General features: G+C 72.9%; 21 protein-coding genes. 10 read left to right on the top strand and 11 right to left on the bottom strand.

Annotated features, from left to right (window positions below):
- Nucleotides 1-553: 553 nt before the first annotated feature.
- The 6 genes from AAEP86_RS07620 to AAEP86_RS07595 form a co-directional block, all read right to left on the bottom strand.
- A complete protein-coding gene (locus tag AAEP86_RS07620; RefSeq protein ID WP_420369940.1) occupies nucleotides 554-886 on the bottom strand; it encodes an HIT family protein in 333 nt (110 codons plus the stop codon).
- A 49-nt stretch (nucleotides 887-935) separates the two neighbouring features.
- Nucleotides 936-1439 (bottom strand): hypothetical protein, encoded by a 504-nt coding sequence (locus tag AAEP86_RS07615; RefSeq protein WP_420369939.1) that lies wholly within the window; start codon nucleotides 1437-1439, stop codon nucleotides 936-938.
- A gap of 292 nt (nucleotides 1440-1731) precedes the next feature.
- Nucleotides 1732-1941 (bottom strand): hypothetical protein, encoded by a 210-nt coding sequence (locus AAEP86_RS07610; RefSeq protein WP_420369938.1) that lies wholly within the window; start codon nucleotides 1939-1941, stop codon nucleotides 1732-1734.
- Between the two features lie 153 nt (nucleotides 1942-2094).
- Complete coding sequence (locus AAEP86_RS07605) at nucleotides 2095-2787, bottom strand: hypothetical protein (RefSeq protein ID WP_420369937.1); 693 nt, start codon at nucleotides 2785-2787, stop codon at nucleotides 2095-2097.
- A 26-nt stretch (nucleotides 2788-2813) separates the two neighbouring features.
- Entirely contained in the window at nucleotides 2814-4112 is a 1299-nt protein-coding gene (locus AAEP86_RS07600; protein WP_420369936.1) for an amidohydrolase family protein, read from the bottom strand.
- A gap of 95 nt (nucleotides 4113-4207) precedes the next feature.
- Nucleotides 4208-4819, bottom strand: coding sequence for a hypothetical protein (locus tag AAEP86_RS07595; protein ID WP_420369935.1), 612 nt, complete (start codon nucleotides 4817-4819; stop codon nucleotides 4208-4210).
- Between the two features lie 409 nt (nucleotides 4820-5228).
- On the opposite strand from AAEP86_RS07595, the gene AAEP86_RS07590 reads away from it, so the two are divergent.
- Nucleotides 5229-5636 (top strand): SRPBCC family protein, encoded by a 408-nt coding sequence (locus AAEP86_RS07590; RefSeq protein WP_420369934.1) that lies wholly within the window; start codon nucleotides 5229-5231, stop codon nucleotides 5634-5636.
- A 160-nt stretch (nucleotides 5637-5796) separates the two neighbouring features.
- The gene (locus AAEP86_RS07585; RefSeq protein WP_420369933.1) at nucleotides 5797-7194 is read left to right on the top strand and encodes an amidohydrolase family protein; all 1398 of its coding nucleotides are present in this window, start codon (nucleotides 5797-5799) and stop codon (nucleotides 7192-7194) included.
- Between the two features lie 73 nt (nucleotides 7195-7267).
- On the opposite strand, the gene AAEP86_RS07580 is transcribed toward AAEP86_RS07585, so the two are convergent.
- On the bottom strand, nucleotides 7268-8221 hold the full coding sequence (locus AAEP86_RS07580) for a PDR/VanB family oxidoreductase (protein WP_420369932.1): 954 nt from the start codon (nucleotides 8219-8221) through the stop codon (nucleotides 7268-7270).
- Entirely contained in the window at nucleotides 8218-8838 is a 621-nt protein-coding gene (locus AAEP86_RS07575; RefSeq protein ID WP_420369931.1) for a helix-turn-helix domain-containing protein, read from the bottom strand. The genes AAEP86_RS07580 and AAEP86_RS07575 overlap by 4 nt, the downstream gene beginning before the upstream one ends.
- A 150-nt stretch (nucleotides 8839-8988) precedes the next feature.
- Here AAEP86_RS07575 and AAEP86_RS07570 point away from each other — a divergent pair, with 150 nt between their 5' ends.
- The 7 genes from AAEP86_RS07570 to AAEP86_RS07540 all read left to right on the top strand — a co-directional run bounded on the left by AAEP86_RS07570 (nucleotide 8989) and on the right by AAEP86_RS07540 (nucleotide 16048).
- A complete protein-coding gene (locus tag AAEP86_RS07570; protein WP_420369930.1) occupies nucleotides 8989-10281 on the top strand; it encodes an amidohydrolase family protein in 1293 nt (430 codons plus the stop codon).
- Nucleotides 10282-10316: 35 nt separating this feature from the next.
- Nucleotides 10317-11084: an ABC transporter ATP-binding protein gene (locus AAEP86_RS07565; protein ID WP_420369929.1), complete on the top strand. Its 768-nt coding sequence runs from the start codon at nucleotides 10317-10319 to the stop codon at nucleotides 11082-11084.
- Nucleotides 11084-11953, top strand: coding sequence for an ABC transporter permease (locus AAEP86_RS07560; RefSeq protein WP_420369928.1), 870 nt, complete (start codon nucleotides 11084-11086; stop codon nucleotides 11951-11953). The genes AAEP86_RS07565 and AAEP86_RS07560 overlap by 1 nt, the downstream gene beginning before the upstream one ends.
- A gap of 73 nt (nucleotides 11954-12026) precedes the next feature.
- Nucleotides 12027-13214, top strand: coding sequence for an ABC transporter substrate-binding protein (locus AAEP86_RS07555; protein WP_420369927.1), 1188 nt, complete (start codon nucleotides 12027-12029; stop codon nucleotides 13212-13214).
- Nucleotides 13215-13317: 103 nt separating this feature from the next.
- The gene (locus AAEP86_RS07550; protein WP_420369926.1) at nucleotides 13318-14691 is read left to right on the top strand and encodes an FAD-binding oxidoreductase; all 1374 of its coding nucleotides are present in this window, start codon (nucleotides 13318-13320) and stop codon (nucleotides 14689-14691) included.
- Complete coding sequence (locus AAEP86_RS07545; protein WP_420369925.1) at nucleotides 14688-15488, top strand: creatininase family protein; 801 nt, start codon at nucleotides 14688-14690, stop codon at nucleotides 15486-15488. The genes AAEP86_RS07550 and AAEP86_RS07545 overlap by 4 nt, the downstream gene beginning before the upstream one ends.
- On the top strand, nucleotides 15485-16048 hold the full coding sequence (locus AAEP86_RS07540; protein WP_420369924.1) for a pyridoxamine 5'-phosphate oxidase family protein: 564 nt from the start codon (nucleotides 15485-15487) through the stop codon (nucleotides 16046-16048). The genes AAEP86_RS07545 and AAEP86_RS07540 overlap by 4 nt, the downstream gene beginning before the upstream one ends.
- A gap of 149 nt (nucleotides 16049-16197) precedes the next feature.
- Here the strand turns inward: AAEP86_RS07540 and mtnN are convergent, their stop codons facing one another.
- Nucleotides 16198-16911: a 5'-methylthioadenosine/S-adenosylhomocysteine nucleosidase gene (mtnN, locus tag AAEP86_RS07535; protein WP_420369923.1), complete on the bottom strand. Its 714-nt coding sequence runs from the start codon at nucleotides 16909-16911 to the stop codon at nucleotides 16198-16200.
- Between the two features lie 133 nt (nucleotides 16912-17044).
- Here mtnN and AAEP86_RS07530 point away from each other — a divergent pair, with 133 nt between their 5' ends.
- Nucleotides 17045-17398, top strand: a complete 354-nt coding sequence (locus tag AAEP86_RS07530) for a hypothetical protein (RefSeq protein WP_420369922.1) — start codon at nucleotides 17045-17047, stop codon at nucleotides 17396-17398.
- Between the two features lie 150 nt (nucleotides 17399-17548).
- Here AAEP86_RS07530 and AAEP86_RS07525 read toward each other — a convergent pair whose 3' ends face one another.
- Nucleotides 17549-18475, bottom strand: a complete 927-nt coding sequence (locus AAEP86_RS07525) for a PfkB family carbohydrate kinase (protein ID WP_420369921.1) — start codon at nucleotides 18473-18475, stop codon at nucleotides 17549-17551.
- Nucleotides 18475-19971 (bottom strand): purine-cytosine permease family protein, encoded by a 1497-nt coding sequence (locus AAEP86_RS07520; RefSeq protein ID WP_420369920.1) that lies wholly within the window; start codon nucleotides 19969-19971, stop codon nucleotides 18475-18477. The genes AAEP86_RS07525 and AAEP86_RS07520 overlap by 1 nt, the downstream gene beginning before the upstream one ends.
- Between the last annotated feature and the right edge of the window lie 94 nt (nucleotides 19972-20065).

Raw genomic sequence — 20065 nt, 5'->3', positions numbered from 1 at the left:
GGCACTCGTCGCCGGTATTGTTTGCTCGGTCGTCGGGCTCTTCGAGGTCATATCGGCGTCCGGATCGGCTTGGCTCGCCGTCCTGATGTTCGTCCTGGCCGCTTCAGACGGGGGCGTCTGACGATCTACCCGCGACCGCTCAGAACGTCTCGGTGACCAATCGGCTATCGAAACGTTCGCACCGATCGCTCCTGATGCATTGTTGGCAGCCGCCGCCGTGTATCAAGACATGCCGTCCGGGTGACGAGTGGTGAGTGGTCATGTCGGGGTGGAACTAGGCCGTCTGGTCTAGCTCGTTGCGTCGGGGTCGCGAGGATCGTCGGACGCTGATGAGAGCGATGGTTGCGCCGGCTGCTGGTATCGCTGGCGTCAAGAACCAGCCAGCCGCGATGACGGCTGTGCGGTCAGAAGGTGCTCCGACTCGGATGAGGAGGACCAAGACGGTCACTAGCATCCCGAGCGCGATGGCCCACAAGACAACGACCAGGATGGTCAGGACCAGTACTGCGGCCCTCCTCGCTCGCTTCGGGGCGTGCGTCGTCATGCCGTTCATTCAAGCAGTTCGTGTCGGGAGAGGGCGTCGCCCTGGGCGCGTGACCGGAATGCCCACTGCTTTCCGCCGACTGCACGACATCCCTGCTGCCTCACCATCATTGAAGCCGACGTTGTAGCCAGCAGGACCATGACTCTCATCGAGCTGGTGCTTCACGACGGCCACCAGTTCGGTCATCGCTGCAACCTCGTCCGTAGTGGCGTCGAACCAGCTCGCCACCACCCGCTTCGGGATGACGAGGGCATGCCCCGGCGACACCGGGTGCGCGTCACGGATCGCGAAGACCAGATCGTTCTCGGCGATTCGCTCCTCACGCAGGATCTGGTTGAACACCGACGTCGTTGGCATAGACCCACCCAATCGCGTTCGCCCGTCTGCTCGGTCAGCGGGGTTCGCTGATTCCCCACCCGCCGGTGAACGAGTTGTTGTTCGTTGCGGTGTCGGTGGGGGTGCTCTGAACGTTCATGACGTAGGAGCCGTCGAGGCCGCGGGGTAGGTTGCCTTTCATGTCGGCGGTGCCGGTCCAGGTGACCTTGGTGGTGGCGCCGGGAGCGAGCGCCCCGAGCTGGCAGGTTGCGATGTGCTTCTTGGTGTCGACCGAGCACTTCGCGCCCTTTGGTGCGGTAGCACGGAGGTTCACATAGCCGCCGTCCGTGGGTGCCTTCGGCTGCACGGGCTCCTGGTACTTCCACTGCAACGTGGTGGTTTTCGCCGAGACCCGACCGGTGTTCGTGACGGTGAACGTGTACTTGATCGGACTCTTGTCGTACACGTTGGTGGTGCCGGTCCAACTGAGGTCGAGGTTGACCCCAGGTGTGGTGGCAGCGGAGGCGGGGCTGGCGATGCCGCTCATCCCGGCGATGAGAGCGGCGGCGGCGGCTCCCACGGCGGCGCGTCTAAGGTGGGCACTAGTCATGCTGTGGAACGTACTCACCGTCGCGGAGCGAGCGAGGACCGTTGTCCCCCGGATGCACCGAAGGCACTCGTCCTGCTCGGCGGCGCCAGCAGGAAGATCGACCAGATTGTGGCGAAGCCCGCCATCATCGATGTGAAAGGCCGCGCGCAGTCGACCGGTTGTCTGTGCAGCATGAAGGCAAGCAACATCGCACCAGGCGGCCGATACACCGAGCCTGACTGCTCTGCAGGACTGGGTGGAGCGTCGTCCGAGAGTCGATCGGCTACCGAGACCTTCTGAGCAGTCGCAAGTAGACCGTCACGCGCCACCCGGCCGAGGCCGCCAGGACGAACATCAGGACGGCGAGCCAAGCCGATCCGGACGCCGACACGACCTCGACGAGCCCGACGACCGGGCAAGCGATGCCGGCGACGAGTGCCGCGCCCAGCGCGATGCGGGTCCGTCGTCCGATCCCTCGTCGTTCGTCGCGCATGCCCCGTGAGTCAACTCGCTCCCGCCCGTTGCGGAGTGTCAGCTTCGGACACCTCCGGTCGTCGGCTGAGTCGCGTCGGACGGGAGGCGCGAGGCGGGGCCGCCACGCGCCTCCCGTCCGTCGTCCGGTCCCGCCGTCAGCTCGCTGACCGGTTCAGTCGTCGCGCAGGTACCCGGTCTCCGGGTCGATCTCGTCCAGGAACGACCGCAGCTCGTCGCGCATCCGCTCGTCGTCCGACCGGAGGCGGGCGTTCGCGTCCGCGCGTTCCTCCGGGGTCGTCCGACCCGACGACGCCAGTGTGCTGCTGAAGCCGTACCCGGGGTTCGGGCCGGTCAACCAAGTGACCTCGGTGGTGCCGCCGCGCACGCTCACCAGGAAGCGCTCGCCGTCCACCTCGAGCTCGCGCTCGGCGGGCACCGACACGGAGCCGTCCGTCCACGTCGAGCGGCCACCGTCGTGCCAGCCGAACGGGCCGGCGAGCGCGGTGAACCGGTCGTGCTCCCGCGGATCGGACAGCTGCCACCCGTAGTTCGCGGCCACGACGTGGCTCACGCCGTCGACGTCGACCCGTGCACGGCTGTCGCCGAGTCCGCCGGTGAGGACCTCCTCGTCCGTCCAGATGAAGAACTGGCCCACCCAGTCCGTGGCGTCCTCCGGCGGGGCGAACAGCCACCACTGCGGCGCGCCCGTCGAGGGCAGGCGGACCCGGAGTCGTGCCGACGGAGCGCCGGCGTGCGCGAACGTCAGGCCGAGCTCGCCGTCCTCGGCGCGCACGTCCGAGACGGTGTAGCCGTCGCGGGGACGGGCGGCGCGGAGCGCGGCGACGATGGCCTGGTCGGTGAGCACGGTCCGATCCTGCCACCCGCGGCGGGTCAGGCGTCGACGGGCGTCCGCGCCAGCCGCTCGGCGAGGCGGGCCGCCAGCTCGCGCTCGTCTGCCGTGACGAGCCTCCCGTCGCGCACCACCACGCGCCCACCGACGACGACGTGCCGGGGCCGGCGACCGGGCGACGCCCAGAGCAGACCGGCCACCGGGTCGGCGACCCCGGCGTCCGCGACCCCGGAGACGTCCCACACGCACAGGTCCCCTGCCGACCCGGGGCCGAGGTGGCCGAGCTCCGGCCGCCCGAGCCCCGTCGCCGACCCCTCGGTCATCATGCCGAGGACCTGCCGCGCGGGCAGCTGCGGTCCGACGAGCGCCGACACCTGCATCGCGAGGCGTCCGTCCGCGAGCAGGTGGCCCGCGTCGTTGCTCCCCCCGCCGCTCGTGCCGAGTCCGACCGGGATGCCGGCGCCCGCGAGGCGCGCGACGGGCGCGATCCCCCAGCCCATCGGCACGTCGCACCCGGGCGCGTGCGTCGCGGCGACCCCGGCGGCGGCGAGCCGTGCGATCTCGTCGTCGGTCACGTCGCACAGGTGGGCGATCGCGACGTCCGGCGCCAGCCAACCCCACTCCTCGAGGAGGTCGACGGGGCGCCGACCGTAGCGCTCGAGCGCGATCGCGGTGTCCACCTGCTCGTTCGCCTGCGTCCGCCGCCGGAGACCGTGCTGCGCGGCGACCTCGCCGAGGGCGCGGAACGTGGCCTCGCCGTCCGAGTGCACCCCTGCCGGCCCCACGGCCACCTGCAGCAAGCCGTCCGGGTCGACGCCGCCGACGGCCTCCGCGTGGAGCAGCCCCGAGGCGATCGCGTCCGCCGACGACGCTGCCCGCCGGGCGTCGTCCCGCGCCGAACCGCGGACGAACACGAGCCGGCCGCCGAGTCCGCGGACCGCGTCCACGGTGGCCGCGGCGAGCGCCACGGTCTCCTCGGTGGTCGCGTCCGCCGGCCAGTTCAGGTGGTGGTCGGCGACGGTCGTGACACCGGACAGGAGGCCCTCGGCGGCTCCGGCGGACGCGGCCAGTCCGTAGAGCTCGGGATCGTGGCCGACCCGCCCGTACGCAGCGGCCATCGTCGGCAGCCAGTCGGCCATCGGCACCCCGCGCGTGCCGGGGAGCGTGCGGAAGGCGGTCTGCAGCAGGTGGTGGTGCGCGTTGACGAGACCGGGCGTGACGACGCATCCGGTCGCGTCCAGCGTGGTCGCGACGTCGCTGCCGTCATCGACGACGACGTCGCCGTCGCGTTCGGTCCGGGGGTCGACGAGGACGCGGCGGGCGCCGGTGACGGTGAGCATGGTGCGTTTGTAGCAGGCGGCTGTTTCCGGGTCGTGTCGGCACCGTGTCGCGGGCCGGGCCGTCCGGCGGGAGCGGCGAGCCGCACGCCGGATCGCTACGATCGGGTCGGACCGGCGACGCGCAGTCCGCTGCGCAGCCGTTCGAGGTCGGCCAGCGCGGCGACCGTGGCGGGGTCACCCCGACGCCACCGCTCCACGACGTCCGCGCCGAGCCGACCGGCCGCGTCCCGCGTGGTCAGCGCCCGGACCGCGAGCAGTTCCGTCCCGGCCGGCCCCTCCGCCAGTCGTCTGGTCGCGGTCGCACGGCGGACGAAGCGGCCGCGGTACCGGAGCCACACGGCCACCAGGACGACGACGAGCACCACCGCCAGCGACGTGCCGAGCAGGTGGGCGAGGCGCAGCGTCTCCTCCTGCTGGTGCGTGCCGGCCGCCGCGATGCTGCCCGCGCTCCGGCTCGCGTCCCGGAGCGGTGCGCTCACCGACCGCCCGACGAGCGGGACGTCACCGAGGGCGTCGGCGGTCCGGCGCAGCTGGTCCTCGAACGCCGACCCCTGCTCGTGGACGCGACCCCCGATGTCGGCGAGGGCGCTGATCGACGCCGACACCGCTCGTCCGAGCAGCACGGCCGCGACGAGGCCGCCGACGACGACGAGGTCGAGGACCACCTGTGCCGCGGCGCGGAGGGGACGGGCGTCGTAGATCACCATGCTCAGGTCCTATCAGGATCGGCCGCCGGGGTCCGTGCACGAAGATGGAACTCCGCCACCAGGATCGGGCAAGACCAGACGTGTCCAGCAACCATCCCCCGCCAGGAGCCGCTGCCGAGCTCGGTCGCCAGTTCGACGAGCACGGCCGCCGCATCCTGCTCGAACGGAGCGGAACGCGACGAGATCATCGTCGACCGCCCGGACGGCGGCCACCTCGGCGAACGCAGCGTGCAGACCGAGCGGACGGGCAGCATCCCGGCCGGCACCGTGGTCGCGTCCGTCGGCCTGCGGGTGACCCCGGTCGACGACCAGCCACGGCCGCGCTGACCCCGAGCGCCGCGGTGATCCGTGCGCTGAGCCGTGCGCGTCCGGCACACCGGGGTCCACCCGGCCGCACTACCGTGTGACGATGACCGCCGACTCGCTGTCGATCACCGTCGCCACGGACGCCTCCGCCGCCGAGCTCTGGTCCGCGCTGACCGAGGGCCGGTCGACGTGGTGGCCGGAACTCGTCCTCGACGCCCGAGTGGGCTCCCCGGTGCGCGAGACCTGGACGGAGTCGGGCGAGGAGCACTCCGCCGACGGGCACGTGACCGAGGTGACCGCACCCAGCCGGCTCGCCTTCGTCTGGCAGCAGCAGGCATGGCCGACCCCGCTGGCGGTCCGCGTCACGATCACGGAGGACGACGGACGAAGCGCGGTCACCCTGACGGAGCACGGCTTCGCCGCGCTCCCCGACGGCGACGCGCTCCGGACGGCCCACGAGGAGGGGTGGGCGTTCCACCTCGGCAACCTGCTCGACGTCGCCGCCGGGTAGCAGCAGGCACCGGCGCGGGACCGCGGGTGGGAGACCCGCTCGAGCCCGGGGAGCGTCCCGGGGCGTGTCCCGGGAAGCCCCCGTTCCGGGTGCTCCCCGGTGCCCGAGCGGGAAACGGCGCGGTAACACGGGCGGAACACCCGGACCCTAGGTTCGCACCATGTCACAGACGCTGATCCGCGCCGGCTGGGTCCTCACCGCCGCACCCGACGACTCCGCCACCCCCGCCGCGATCCGGGACGGTGCGGTCCTGCTCGACGGCCCGGTCGTGGCCGCGGTCGGCACGTTCGCGGAGCTGTCCGCCGCCCACCCGGACGCCGTGGTGCGGGGCGGCGCGTACGACGTCGTCACGCCCGGCTTCGTGAACACGCACGGCCACTTCAGCGAGGGGCTCATCACCGGCATCGGCTCGCAGTACACGCTGTGGGAGTGGTTGACCGCGCTGATCGGGCGGGTGAACCCGGTGATGACCCGCGACAAGGCCTACGCCGGCACCCTGCTGCAGGGCATCCAGATGCTGCGGAGCGGGGTGACGACGGCGAACGACATGTTCTGCGCGGACCCGGTGCCGGACCAGCCGGCGACCCCGGGGGTCGTGCAGGCGCTCGACGAGCTGGGCCTGCGCGGCGTCGTGTCGTTCGGCTCCGGGGACGTCGACCGGGACTTCGGCGCGACGCCCATCCTCGAGGAGTTCGAGGCGCTCCGCGAGGCAGCCGCGGCCAGCCGGTACAGCACGTTCCGCGTGGGCGTCTCGTCCATCGGCCGCTACACCGACGACACCTGGCAGGAGCACGTCGACTACGCCGTCGCGGGCGGCCACGGCGTGCACGTGCACTTCCACGAGGTGCGCGAGGAGGTCACCGCGGCCCGACAGCGCACCGGCCGGACGGCGATCGGGCACGCCGAGGCGACGGGCATGTTCCAGGTGCCGGTCATCGCGGCCCACAGCGTCTGGGTCGACCGCGAGGACCGGGAGCGCTACGCGGCGAACGGCGTCGGCGTCGCGCACAACCCGGTCGCGAACGGCATCCTGGCCAGCGGGATCGCCCCGGTCGCGGAACTCCGTGCACTCGGGATCCCGGTCGGCATCGGGGTCGACGGCCCGGCGTCGAACGACTCCCAGGACTTCCTGCAGGCGATGAAGACGGCGGCGCTCCTGGCCCGTGTCCGCGACCTGCAGGCGACCGCGATGAGCGCCCGCGAGGCGTTCGAGATGGGCACGATCGGCGGCGCCCGCGCCCTGCGGATGGACGACCGCATCGGCTCGCTCGAACCCGGCAAGCGTGCCGACGTCGTCGTCTTGGACGGCGAGAGCCCGACACTGGCGAACGTGCACGACCCCTACCAGGCGGTGGTGTTCGTGGCGGGCAGCCGCGAAGTCCGCGACGTCTGGGTGGACGGCGAGCTGAGCCTGGCGGACGGCGACGTCACCCGCGTGGACGTGCGCGAGGTGGTCGCGCGGGCGCGGCCGCTCGCGCGGCAGCTGGTGACGGAGGCGGGTCTGGAGCGCCTGTCGGCGCTGACCGGCGCCCCGCTCGACGACACCGAGCGCCCCTGACGGACACCGGGACGGGACGAGACGGACGGGAGGCGCGACGCACGTCGTGCGCCGCGCCTCCCGTCCGTCCTCGTCAGAGCTCGAGGACCAGGCGCGGGCACCCGCGCCGGGCGCGCGACACGCACACCATCATGGTGCGGTCGTCGGCCTGCTCCTCCGGACTGAGCACGGTGTCCCGGTGGTCGACCGCCCCCTCGAGCACCGGGGTCTCACAGGTGCCGCAGGTGCCCTCGCGGCACGACGACAGCACGAAGGCGCCGGCCTCCTCAGCGACCTCGAGCAGGGTCCGGTCGGCGGGCACCGTGACCGTGACGCCGGTGACCGCGAGCTCGGCCTCGAAGGGTTCCCCGGGGGCGTCGACGTCCTCGGCGGGTTCGAAGCGCTCGACCCGGACGCTCCCGGCGGGCCAGTGCCCGGCGGCGGCCTCGACCGCGTCCATCAGGCCGCGCGGACCGCAGCAGTAGACGACCGCGTCACGGACCGGCGCGAGGAGCGCCGCGACGTCGAGCCGGGTCCCCTCGTCGCCGACGGCCAGGGCGACCCGCTCCGGGTGCGCCGCGACGAGGGCGTCCGCGAAGGCCATGCGGTCCCGCTGCCGTCCCGCGTAGTGCAGCTGCCAGGGTGTCCCGGCGCGGTCGGCCGCGGCGATCATCGCGGCGATGGGGGTGATGCCGATCCCGCCGGCGACGAAGACCGCCGGTCGCCCGGGGTCGAACCCGAAGTGGTTGCGCGGGCCGCCGACCGTGACCTCGGCACCGACGACGAGCCGTTCGTGCACGGCGACCGAGCCGCCGCGACCGTCGTGCTCGCGCAGGACCGCGATGCGCCAGTGCCCGTCCGGGGTGGTCGCGACGAGCGAGTACTGGCGTTCGGTGCCCGGAACGACCTCGAGGTCGATGTGCGCTCCGGCCTCCCAGTCGGGCAGCGGAGCGCCGTCGACCGCGGCGAGGTCGAGCACGACGACGTCGGCGGAGGCGTGTTCCCGGTCGGCGACGCGCACCCGGCGCCGCACCTCGACGGCGGTCACGACCCCGCTCCGGCGGTGGCGGTGCGGGGCGACTCCTTGACGACGACCATGTGGAACCGGGACCCGTCGGCGCTGGCCCAGCGGTGCCCGGTGCCGCCCCGGTAGTAGGCGGAGTCGCCCGGCCCCAGGCGGAGCGTCGGTCGACCGCGGAGGTCGAGCAGGACGTCGCCGGCGAGCACGGTGAGGAACTCGTCCTCGTGGTGCTCGAAGTAGTCGCCGAGGTCGGTGTTGTCGCCCACCCACTCGAGCGGCTCGAAGGCGTGCGGTCCGGCGGCGACGAGGAGGCGCGCCTCTCCGCTCGAGAAGGGCCCGCGGGCGCCCTCGCCGGCCCGGATGACCTCGGGGCCCCGGTCGTCCGGTTCGACGGCGGGTGCGCCGGCCGCGAGGAGCGCGACCTGGGTGGTGTCGAGCGCCGCCGCGATCTTCTCGAGCGACACCATGCTCGCCCGGGAGTGACCGCGCTCGACCTGGCTGAGGAACGGGTGCGACAGCCCCGTCCGCTCCGCGAGCTGCACGAGCGTCATGGCCGCCGCACGGCGTCGCCCCCGGATGTGCTCGCCGATCCGTCTGGCCTGTTCGTCGACGACCCGGTCGGTGTCGAGGAGGTCGGTGGGCATCGCGCTCCGATCGTCGTGGAGGGGTGGGCGTTCCGTCCGGAGCGGCTGGTGGGAGTCGGCAACGGGGACGAAACGGGCGGGAAACACAGCCCGCCTAGCATCGAAGATGTTGATGCGATCAACATTGTCACACACGATCGGAAGGGTCCCATGGAGTCGTCACTGCCCCGCCCGATCACCCTCCTGCGGTCCGCACGGCTGCCCGACGGCGGCCTCGTCGACGTCGCGATCCGCGGGGAACTCGTCACCGAGGTCGTGCCGGCCGGCTCCCTCGACGCCCCGGCCGAGAGCACGCTCGACCTCGCCGGCCGCCTGCTGCTGACCGCACCGGCCGAACCGCACGCGCACCTCGACAAGGCCCTCAGCGCCGACCGCATCCGCCCGCCGCTCGGCGACCTCGGATCCGCGATCGCGGCCTGGTCCGCGTACGCGACCATGATGTCCGTCGACGAGATCGCGGACCGCGCCCGGACCCAGGCCCTCGCCATGCTCGCCGCCGGCACGACCGCCGTCCGCAGCCACGTCGACGTGCTCAGCGCCCACGGCGCCGCGAGCGTCGACGACGCCGTCCGCGGCGCCCGTGCGCTCGTCCGGGTCCGCGAGGAGCTCGCCGGTCTGATGGACATCGAACTGGTCGCACTGGCCGGTCCCCTCGCGCCGGACGAGCACGTCGCGGCCGTCCTCGACCTCGGCGTCGACCTGGTCGGCGGCGCGCCGCACCTGGCCGACGACCCGACCGCCGACGTGGACCGCCTGCTCGCCATCGCCCGCGAGCGCGGACTCGGCGTCGACCTGCACGCCGACGAGAGCCTCGACGGCCCGGTCACCCTCGACCACTACGCCCGGTCGGTCCGCGACTGGCCCCGTGACCGCCAGTACTCCGCCGGGCACTGCGTCCGGCTCGGCACCATGCAGGCCGAACGGCTCGCCGAGGTCGTGGCCGACGTCGCCGCTGCGGACCTCGGGGTCATCACGCTCCCGATCACGAACCTGTACCTGCAGGGCTGGCAGCAGCCGGTCGCCACGCCCCGGGGCCTGACGGCGATCCGGGCACTCCTCGACGCCGGGGTCCGCGTCGCCGCCGGCGCCGACAACGTCCGCGACCCGTTCAACCCGGTCGGCCGGAGCGACGCCCTCGAGACGGCCTCGCTCCTCGTGAGCGCCGGCCACCTGACACCGGACGAGGCGTACGCGATGGTGAGCGACTCCGCGCGCAGCGTGATGGGCCTCCCGGTCGCCGGAGCCGTCCCCGGAGCCCGCGCCGACCTGCTCGCCGTCGCCGCGACCAGCACCACCGACGCCGTCGCGAACGCGCCGGCGGACCGCATCGTCATCTCCCGTGGGCGACTCGTCGCCCACACCGAGGTCCGGCGCAGCGTCGCCGTCCCCGCCCGCACGCCGGTCACCCCGGCGCGCGGCCCCGCACCCGTCCCCGTTCCCTGACCGCGCACGACCATGCACGAGAACACGAGGTAGCCGTGACCACCACCGCACCAGCACCCGTCACCGCGACGGACACGCTGCTCGACTTCCGGAACGTCGAGATGACCTTCCCGAACGGCACGATCGCCCTGCAGGGCGTCGACCTGACCGTCGACCGGGGACAGTTCGTCTCGGTCGTCGGGCCCTCCGGCTGCGGCAAGTCGACGCTGCTCCGCATCGCGTCCGGCCTCGAGACCGCGTCGGACGGCACCGCCGGGGTCGCCGCCGACCGGATCGGGTACGTCTTCCAGGACGCCACCCTCCTGCCCTGGCGCTCCGTGCAGGGCAACGTCGAGCTCCTCGCCGAGCTCGGGCACGTGCCGAAGGCCGAGCGCGCGGAGAAGGCGAAGCACGCCATCGACCTGGTCGGACTGTCCGGCTTCGAGTCCAACCTGCCGAAGCAGCTCTCCGGCGGCATGCGGATGCGCGTCTCCCTCGCCCGGTCGCTCACACTCGACCCGCAGCTGTTCCTGTTCGACGAGCCGTTCGGCGCCCTCGACGAGATCACCCGCGAGCGCCTCAACGACGAACTGCTCCGGCTCTTCGTCGAGCAGCAGTTCGCCGGGCTCTTCATCACCCACTCGGTGTCCGAGGCGGTCTACCTCTCCACCGAGGTCATCGTGATGTCCGGCCGCCCCGGCAGCATCGTCGGCCGGTTCGACGTGCCGTTCCCGATGCCCCGCGACCCCGACATCCGCTTCACCCCCGAGTTCGCCGAGCTGGTCGGCGAGGTCTCGCACGCGCTCCGGGAAGGACACCGCTGATGGCCACCCTGCAGGAGGTCTCCGAGGCCCGCGCCGTCCGCGCCGCTGCCCGTCGTTCCGCTCCGCGCGCTCGCCGCAGCGTCTCGTGGTGGCCGCCGCTCGCCGTCCTCGTCGTCCTGATCGGCATCTGGTACGCCGCAGCCGCGTACTACGACCACGTCCGGGGCCTCGCGTTCCTGGTGCCCTACCCGCACCTCGTGGCGAAGGCGATCGTCGCGCCGACGATGCCCGACGGCTCCCCCTCCACCTTCGGCACGGACCTGTGGTCCGCCCTCGGCCGCACCACCGTCGTCTCCCTGACCGGGCTCGCGTTCGCGATCGTCGTCGGGGTCGTCTGGGCGATGGCGATGGCGCAGGCGAAGTGGCTGGAGCGGTCGCTCTACCCGTACGCCGTCGTGCTGCAGTGCGTGCCGATCCTGGCGCTCGTGCCCCTCATCGGCGCCCTGTTCGGCTACGAGTTCGTCAGCCGGGTCATCGTCACGGTGATGATCGCGCTGTTCCCGATGGTGTCGAACACCCTCTTCGGCCTGCAGTCAGCCGACCGTGCCCAGCGCGAGCTCTTCCAGCTGCAGCACGCCGGCCGCTTCGCCCAGCTCGTCAAGCTGCAGGTCCCCGCGGCACTGCCGTCGATCTTCGTCGGGCTGCGGACCTCCGCCGGTCTCAGCGTCATCGGTGCGATCGTCGGCGACCAGTTCTTCCAGCGCGGCAACCCCGGCCTCGGCGTCCTCATCCAGGTGACGGCCTCGCGCCTGATGGGCCCGGAGCTGTACGCGACGATCCTCATCGCCTCGCTCTACGGCGTCGCCGTGTTCCTCGTGTTCGGACTGATCGGCCGCCTGGCCGTCGGTCGCTGGCACGACTTCAGCTGACCTCCCCCGACCCGACCCGTCCCACCCCTTCCCACCACAGCACCACGAGACCCGCACCACGAACGGAGCCTCCATGCGCACCACCACCCGACTCGGCGTCGCCACCGCCGCCTTCGCCGCCACCGCCATCGCCCTCACCGGGTGCGCGGCCGGCTCGGCCGGCGGCACCGGGACGACCGCCGCGACCTCCTCGACAGCGTCCGGCCCGGCGATCGACCTCTCCGGCGCGTGCCCCGCGACGGTCGTCGTGCAGACCGACTGGAACCCCGAGGGCGAGCACGGCCACCTCTACCAGATGCTCGGTCCGGACCCGACGATCGACGCCTCCGGCAAGACCGTCACCGGTGACCTGTACGCCAACGGCAAGAGCACCGGCGTGAAGCTCGAGATCCGTGCGGGCGGACCGGCGATCGGCTACACGAAGGTCGCCTCGCAGATGTACCAGGACAAGGACATCACCCTCGGCTACATGTCGACCGACGAGCAGGTGCAGTTCTCCGGCAACCTGCCGACCACCGCCGTCTTCGCCGAGAACGACGAGTCCCCGATGTCGATCATGTGGGACCCGAAGACCTACCCGAAGGTCGACAGCATCAAGAGCCTCGGCAAGGCGCTCGAGAAGGACGGCGGCGTCGTCCGCTACTTCAACGGCGCCGCGTACATGACCTACCTGCAGCAGTCCGGCATCCTGCCGAAGAAGGTCCTCGACGGCAGCTACGACGGCACCCCGGCCAAGTTCGTGTCCGCCGGCGGCAAGGACGCCCAGCAGGGCTTCGCCACCGCCGAGCCGTACATCTACCAGAACCAGGTCGCCGCCTGGGGCAAGAAGGTCGACTACGCGCTCGTCTCGAGCACCGGCTGGAACCCGTACCCCGAGGCGATGTCGGTCCGCACCGGCGACCTGTCGAAGCTGGAGCCCTGCCTGAAGAAGCTCGTCCCCGTCATGCAGCAGGCGGACGTCGACTACCTGAAGTCCCCGGGTGCCACCAACGACCTCATCACGAAGCTCGTGCAGCAGTACAACAACGGCTGGACCTACGACTCGAAGGTCGGCGCGTTCGCCGCGAAGCAGATGGTGAAGCTCGGCCTGGCGAAGGACACCGACGGCTACATCGGGTCGATGGACGAGCAGCGCATGCAGGACTTCATCGAGAAGGCGACCCCCGTCTTCGCCGGGACCGGTGACGTGAAGAGCGGTCTGAAGCCCTCCGACCTGTACACGAACGAGTTCCTCGACAAGTCCATCGGACTCGGTTCCTGACACCGGTCGGCCCGGCCGACCACCCACCGGACGGGAGGCGCGGCGCGACCCCGCACCGCGCCTCCCGTCCGTCGTCCCGCAACGACCACCCCCTGGAGCCAGCATGACCACCGTCACCACCGCCTCCCCCACCGCCGTCGAGGCGCTCCGCGCCGAGCTCGTCGACCTGCTCGGCGAGCGCGGCGTCAGCGCCGACCAGCGCACCCGCGAACGCGCCTCCGTCGACGAGGCGACGATGAGCCCGATCCTGACCGAGCAGCTGCCCCTCGGTCTCGCCGACCTCGTCGCGTCGCCCGCCTCCGCCGAGGAGATCGGGACCGTGCTGCAGGCGGCGGTCCGGCACGGCGTGCCGGTCACCACCCGGGGCAAGGGCACCGGCAACTACGGGCAGGGCATCCCGCTGCACGGCGGTCTCGTCCTCGACACGTCGCGCGCCCGCGCCGTCGTCGAGGTCGGCGACGGCTGGGTCACCGCCGAGGCCGGCGCCTCGATGGTGGCGCTCGAGCAGGCGGCCGCTGCGGCCGGACAGCAGCTCTGGATGTACCCGTCCACCGCGCAGTCCACCATCGGCGGCTTCCTCTCCGGCGGCTCCGGCGGCACCGGCTCCATCGCGCACGGGTCGAACTGGCAGGGCTTCGTCACCGCACTCGACATCGCGCTGCCCGGGACCGACGGGCTGCTGCACGTCGAGGGCGACGAGGCCCAGACCTTCGTGCACACGTACGGCACCGCCGGCGTCATCGCCCGCGCGACCGTCCGGCTCGAGCCGCTGCAGGACTGGCGCGCGGTCTACGCGACCTTCCCCACCTTCGAACAGGCCCTCACCGCCGTGCGCACCCTGCGGGGACTCGACCCGGTGCCCCGGCTCGTCAGCGCCGACCGACCCGAGGTCGCCGCGACCCTGCCGAAGGACCCGGCGATCGACCCGGGGCTCGCGAGTCTCCGCGGCATCATCGACGCGGTCGTGCTCGACGAGGCACGATCGCTGATCGAGACGGCAGGCGGCACCGTCGAGGACGTCCGCGAGGGACTGCAGCAGACCACCAAGGTCTCGATGCTGTCGTACAACCACCCGATCTGGTGGCTGAAGCGGAACACCCCGGAGACCGAGTACTTCCACGTCGAGGTCGGCGGCGAGGCGCTCATCGACCGGATCGCCGAGGTCGAGGCGGTCTACCCCGGCGGGATGCTGCACATCGAGGCGGCGCACGTCGGCCCGATCGGGATGCTCACCGCGCCGTACACCGGCGCCGAGGACGTCTACGCCGGGTACCCGCTGCTCCGTGACCTCGGCGTCCGCGTGCACAGCCCGCACCAGTACTACGTCGACCACGGCGTCGAGGAGCTCATCGCGCTGAAGCAGCGCACGGACCCGGACGGGCTGCTCAACCCGGGGCACGTGATCGACCCCTCGCTCGTCGAGTCCGGCGGGTCGACGGCGTCGGCGCAGCCGGTCGTCCCGGGGTTCGGCAAGTGACTGCGTCGGGCGTCGGCACCCGGAAGCTCGCGGAGCTGTCCGGACCCGCCGTCGCCGCGGGCTTCGGGCCGGACACCATCGTCGTGCAGCCGACCGGCGCCGTCGAGCACCACGGTCCGCACCTGCCGCTCCTGACCGACTTCCTGCTCGCCGACCACATCGGCGGCGCCGCGGTGGAGCAGGCCGCGGCCGAGGGCCTCGACGTGTGGCAGCTCCCCACGCTCGCGTTCACGAAGTCCGACGAGCACAGCTGGGCACCGGGTACCGTCTGGCTCGACGCCGACACGATGTTCGACACGGTCGTGCAGGTCGGTCGAGCCGTCGCCCTCACCGGGGCCGGCACACTCGTCTTCGCGAACGGCCACGGCGGGAACGTCGCGCTGCTGCAGGTGGCGCTGCGTGAGATCCGGAAGCGGTACGGCCTGAAGACGTTCCTCATGCCGACCCTCGCCCGCGTGCCGGGACCGGACGGCGAGGACGCCGACGAGCTCGGCCTCGGCATCCACGGCGGTGCCGCCGAGACCTCGATGATCCTGCACCTGCGCCCGGACCTCGTCGACATGTCGCTCGCCGAGCGCTGGGTGCCGGAGCACATCGCCGGCTTCGAGAAGATCGCGTTCAACGGCGGACCGGTGTCGTTCGGCTGGTTGTCGAACGACTTCGGCACCCCCGGGGTCGTCGGGGACGCGAGCCGCGCCTCGGCGAGCTACGGCGCGGCACTGTGGGACCACTCCGTCGGCGAGGCCGTGGCGTCGCTCCACGAGATCGCGCGCTTCGACCCGGCCCGGCCCCGGTGAACCCGCTCGCCCTCGCGGCGAGCTGGCTCGCCGCGGCCGGTGCCGGCGCGACGCCGACGGTGACGCTCTCGACCGTCGGACTCGACGGCTACCCGTCGGCCCGGACCGTGCTGCTCAGCCGGTTCGACGGGGAGCGGTTCCACTTCCACACCGACGCCCGGAGCCGGAAGGCGGCGGAGCTGGCAGCGCTCCCCCGCGCCACCGTGACGCTCCACCAGCCGGAGCACACGCGGCAGCTCGTCGTCACCGGCGACGTGGCCGCGGTCACGGCACCGGAGGCGGCCGGCGCCTACGCCGCGCGGACCCGCTACCTGCAGGTGCTGGCGTGGCTCAACGACCACGACCTGGCGGCGTTGCCGACCGCCGAGCGGCGGACGCGGTGGGCCGCCTTCGAACGCGAGCACGCGGATGGCCTCGAGCCGCCGGAGACCTGGGTCGGCTACGCGCTCACGCCGCTGCGGATGCTCTTCTGGGAGGGCGACACCGAGGGACCGAGCAACCGCGTCGCCGCCGTGCGGGACGCGGACGGCTCGTGGTCGACCGAGCGCTGGCCGGGCTGACCACCCCGGGCACCGCGCGGGTCCGCTCCGGGGCTGCGCGCGCCCGGTCGGGGGCTGCGCGGGTCCGCTCGGGTCTGCTCGGAGGTTGCGCGCGTCTGCTCGCGTGCGCCGGGGGCGGTGCGCCCGTCGACGAGCGCTCCCCGCGTGGCTCAGGCGGCCAGGCCGACCACGACGTCGTGCACGACCGCCGCCGCCCGAGCCGCCGCCCCGTCGAGGTGCTCGCGGAACTCGTCGCCGTCCGGCGCGCACAGGTCGCTGATGCACCGCACGGACACGAAGGGCATGTCGTGCACGTGGGCGAACTGGGCGATGGCGGCGGACTCCATGTCCACCGCGGCGACCCCGGGGAAGGCGGACCGGAGCGTGCGCGCCCGACCCTCCGTGACGAACACCTCGCTCGACCCGATCGTCGCCGCGCGCACCCGGTGCCGGGTGTCGGACGCGAGCGCGAGGTCGACGAGCCTGCCGTCGGGGGCGTACCCGGTCGGCATGCCCGGCACCTGGCCGAGCGCGTAGCCGAACGCGGTGGCGTCGGCGTTGAGGTTCACGTAGCGGTCGCCGACGACCACGTCGCCGATCGCGATGCCGTGCATCAGTCCGCCGGCCGTCCCGACGCTGATCACCGGGATGCCGGCGCCGAAGTCGTGGAAGCAGTGCGCGACCGCGGCGGTGGCGTTCGTGAACCCGATGCCGCTCCGGCGCACGGCGACCGTGGCGCCGGCGACGTCGAGCAGGTGGTGGGCGTCGTGGCCGCCGACGAGCCCGTCCAGGATCGGCACGCCGCCGAGCAGGTCCGCGAAGGCCGAGACCTCTTCCGTCATCGCCGCGATCACGATCGCGACCGGGGGCTGTTCGGCGTGCACCGGACGATCCTCGCACGGCGCGGACGGTGTCGGTGCCCCGCGGGCCGCCCACCGCCACGGTCCTGCGCCGGGCGGGTGCGTGAACCGGCTGGCGGGGACGCATCGTCCACGCGCTCCGCGTTGAGTGGTCGTCATGAAGTACGTGGTCTACGGCGAGAACAAGGTGATGACCGGCGATGCGATCGCCGAGGCGGTGCTCGCGTACGCGGCGGCGCTCGGCGAGAACGGGACGACGGACATCGTCGAGATCCCGACGTCCGACCACGACGGCGTGGGGGTCACCACCGAGCTCCTGCTCGGCCCCGCGTCGCAGGTGATGGTCGAACCCGCACCGGACGACGAGCTCGAGCCCGAGGACGAGGACCTGGTCAACGAACTGACGCGCCGGACCGCGGAGGTCGGTGGTGGGCGGTTCGTCGACGCCGCCTCGTCGCACTCCGAGGAGCCCGAGGCGCGCCGCCTGCGCACCGAGCCGCCGACGAGCTGACGTCGCGAGCGGGGCGGGCCGCTCCGCGCGGTCCCTGGCGCACCGCCGTGCGGTCCGGGCGGCCGCGGGCGGTCCGGGCTCCGGTGAGTGGTCGGGGCGCCCGGTGAGCGGTCGGGGCGCCCGGTGAGCAGTGCGCCCGTGGCGCCCGCTTCAGGCCGTGGCGTCCGCGAGGAAGGCGTCGGTCTCCGCCCGGGTGGGTGCGGTCGCCGGACCGGGCCGCGTGACCGCCAGCGCCGCGGCCGCGTTGGCGCGACGGACCGCGGCGAGCAGGTCCTCGCCGCGGGACAGGGCCGCGACCAGCACACCGCCGTGGGCGTCGCCCGCGCCGTTCGAGTCCACCGCCTTTACGGCGAAGCCGGGGACCAGGACCGGCGCCGTCCCGGGTCCGACGACCCAGCAGCCCGCTGCGCCGTCGCGGACCAGCGCGGTGCCGCGGGCGGACGCGGCGATCGAGGCGACCGCCTCGGCCGGTGACGCGGCGTCCGGTGCCATGAGCCGCGCCTCCCGTCCGTTCGCACTGACGACGTCCGCACGCGCCGTGACGGGCGCGAGGACCGCCGGGGGCAGCGTGTCCACCAGCGGCGACGGGTCCAGCACGACCCGGACGCTGGACGGGATCGTCGGCAGCCAGGACGCGATCGCCGGCCCGTTCACCGCGTGTGCGAGGCCGTACCCGGACACGAACACGGTGTCGTCGGGACGGAGCGCGATGCGGTCGAGGTCCGCCCGGTCGAGTCGGCCCTCGGCACCGACGCTCGTCACGAAGGTGCGCTCGGTCGACGCGTCGACCAGGGCGACGCAGTAGCCGCTGTCCACGTCGTCGATCCCCGCCTGGAGCACGTCCACACCGGACGCGGCGAGGGCTGCGCGGACGACGTCACCGAACGGCCCCGTGCCGTACTGGCCGCCGAAGGCCACCTCGAGTCCGTCCCGTGCCGCGGCGACCATCGTGTTGAGCCCGCCGCCGGCGGTGATCCGGGACGCCGAGGCGATCACGTCTCCCCCGGGCTCCGGGACGGCGTCGACCCGCATCACGATGTCGACGACGACGTTGCCGACCGAGACGAGCCGGGGCATCAGGCCCGCACCCCGGCCGCACCCGCCGGGGCGTCGACGGCGTCCGGGGCGACGAGCTGACCGCGACCCCCGCCGGTGAGCAGGTAGATGCCGGCGGCGACCACGAAGGTGACGACCCAGCCCAGGCCGTTCGCACCGATCCACGTCGCCGAGAACGACCCGACGAACACCGGGTCCGCGCTGCCGACCTGGATGGAGGTGAAGAGGAAGCCGACCACGATCGCGACGAGCCACGCGCCGACCGCGCCCCAGGCGATGCCGCCGCGGTACCAGTACCGACCGCCCGGTCGCAGGTCGAGCAGCGCGACCGGGTCGTACCAGCGACGGCGGACCATGTCCGCGATGAAGACCCCGAGCCACGCGGTGATCGGCACCGCGAGCACCGAGATGAAGGTGATGAACGGGGCGTAGAAGCCGTCGGCGACGAGCATGAAGTACATCGCCCCGAGGGTCGTCACGACGACGTCGACGGCGACGGCCCAGACCCGCGGGACCTTCACGCCGAGCGTCAGCGTGGTGAGGCTCGCCGAGTACACGGACAGGTGGTTCGACAGGAGGAGCCCGCCGAACGCGGCGACCAGGTACGGGATCGCCATCCAGCTCGGCAGCAGGTCGCGGATCGCGGCAACCGGGTCGCCCGCCCGCGCGAGCGTCGGGTCGCCCGCGGACACGAGCGCGCCGAGGCCGACCAGCACCACGAGCGGGATGCCGGCACCGGCGGCGCTCGACAGGACGAGGGCGCCGGCCCTGACGGACGTGCGCGTGTAGCGCGCGATGTCGGCGCCGGCGGTCGCCCACCCGATGCCGGTACCGGCCGCGATCGTGCCGATCCCGACCACCATGGCGGCCACCGGTCCCGCGGGCTGCGCACCGACGACGTCCCAGTCGACGCGGAGCACCAGGAACACGGCGACGAACACGTTGAGGGCGCCGAACACCCACGTCGCCCACTTCTGCACCGCCACGATGAAGGCGTGTCCGAGACCGGAGACGAGCACGGTCGCGACGACGAACACCAGGATCGCGACGATCGTGAGCGCCGGGTTCGCCTTCGCGTCGCCGTCGGTGCCGAACAGGATCGTGAACAGCGACAGCAGGACGAACGCCGCGGTCGTCGTGTTCACGGTCTCCCAGCCGAGCCGCGAGAGCAAGGACACGAACGTCGGGCCGGCGTTGCCGCGGACCCCGAAGACCGCCCGGCTCAGCGTGAGGCCGGGGGCGCCGCCGCGACGACCGGCGACGGAGATGACCCCGACGACGGCGAACGAACCGGCGGCACCGATCACCGCGACGAGGAGCGCCTGCCAGATCGTCAGGCGTTGGAACGCGACGAGGGTCGCGCCGAGCGGGAGCCCGAGGATCGAGATGTTCGCGGCGAACCAGACCCAGAACAACGCTCCGGGGGTGCCGTTCCGCTCGTCGTGGGGCACGGGTTCGATGCCGCGCTGCTCGATGCTCGTCAGCGTGCCGCTGGAGAGCGTGGGGGTCTCGGACATGGTGCCTCTCACGTCATCGGAAGGGTGCGGGGGGGGGGTGGGACGGGACGGGGTGGGACCGAGCGGTGGCGAAGGGGGGACGCCACCGCTCGGC

The sequence above is a fragment of the Curtobacterium sp. L1-20 genome (assembly GCF_048755855.1).
Taxonomy (GTDB): Bacteria; Actinomycetota; Actinomycetes; order Actinomycetales; family Microbacteriaceae; genus Curtobacterium.
Note: the sequence above shows the minus strand (reverse complement) of the source record. Positions and strands in the feature narration are given on the sequence as shown.

Bases quoted from the DNA above. Each gene is read 5' to 3' on its own strand.
- AAEP86_RS07610 (WP_420369938.1), bottom strand. From the start codon at position 1,941: ATGCGCGACGAACGACGAGGGATCGGACGACGGACCCGCATCGCGCTG.
- AAEP86_RS07600 (WP_420369936.1), bottom strand. From the start codon at position 4,112: ATGCTCACCGTCACCGGCGCCCGCCGCGTCCTCGTCGACCCCCGGACC.
- AAEP86_RS07595 (WP_420369935.1), bottom strand. From the start codon at position 4,819: ATGGTGATCTACGACGCCCGTCCCCTCCGCGCCGCGGCACAGGTGGTC.
- AAEP86_RS07590 (WP_420369934.1), top strand. From the start codon at position 5,229: ATGACCGCCGACTCGCTGTCGATCACCGTCGCCACGGACGCCTCCGCC.
- AAEP86_RS07585 (WP_420369933.1), top strand. From the start codon at position 5,797: ATGTCACAGACGCTGATCCGCGCCGGCTGGGTCCTCACCGCCGCACCC.
- AAEP86_RS07575 (WP_420369931.1), bottom strand. From the start codon at position 8,838: ATGCCCACCGACCTCCTCGACACCGACCGGGTCGTCGACGAACAGGCC.
- AAEP86_RS07570 (WP_420369930.1), top strand. From the start codon at position 8,989: ATGGAGTCGTCACTGCCCCGCCCGATCACCCTCCTGCGGTCCGCACGG.
- AAEP86_RS07560 (WP_420369928.1), top strand. From the start codon at position 11,084: ATGGCCACCCTGCAGGAGGTCTCCGAGGCCCGCGCCGTCCGCGCCGCT.
- AAEP86_RS07555 (WP_420369927.1), top strand. From the start codon at position 12,027: ATGCGCACCACCACCCGACTCGGCGTCGCCACCGCCGCCTTCGCCGCC.
- AAEP86_RS07550 (WP_420369926.1), top strand. From the start codon at position 13,318: ATGACCACCGTCACCACCGCCTCCCCCACCGCCGTCGAGGCGCTCCGC.
- AAEP86_RS07530 (WP_420369922.1), top strand. From the start codon at position 17,045: ATGAAGTACGTGGTCTACGGCGAGAACAAGGTGATGACCGGCGATGCG.
- AAEP86_RS07525 (WP_420369921.1), bottom strand. From the start codon at position 18,475: ATGCCCCGGCTCGTCTCGGTCGGCAACGTCGTCGTCGACATCGTGATG.
- AAEP86_RS07520 (WP_420369920.1), bottom strand. From the start codon at position 19,971: ATGTCCGAGACCCCCACGCTCTCCAGCGGCACGCTGACGAGCATCGAG.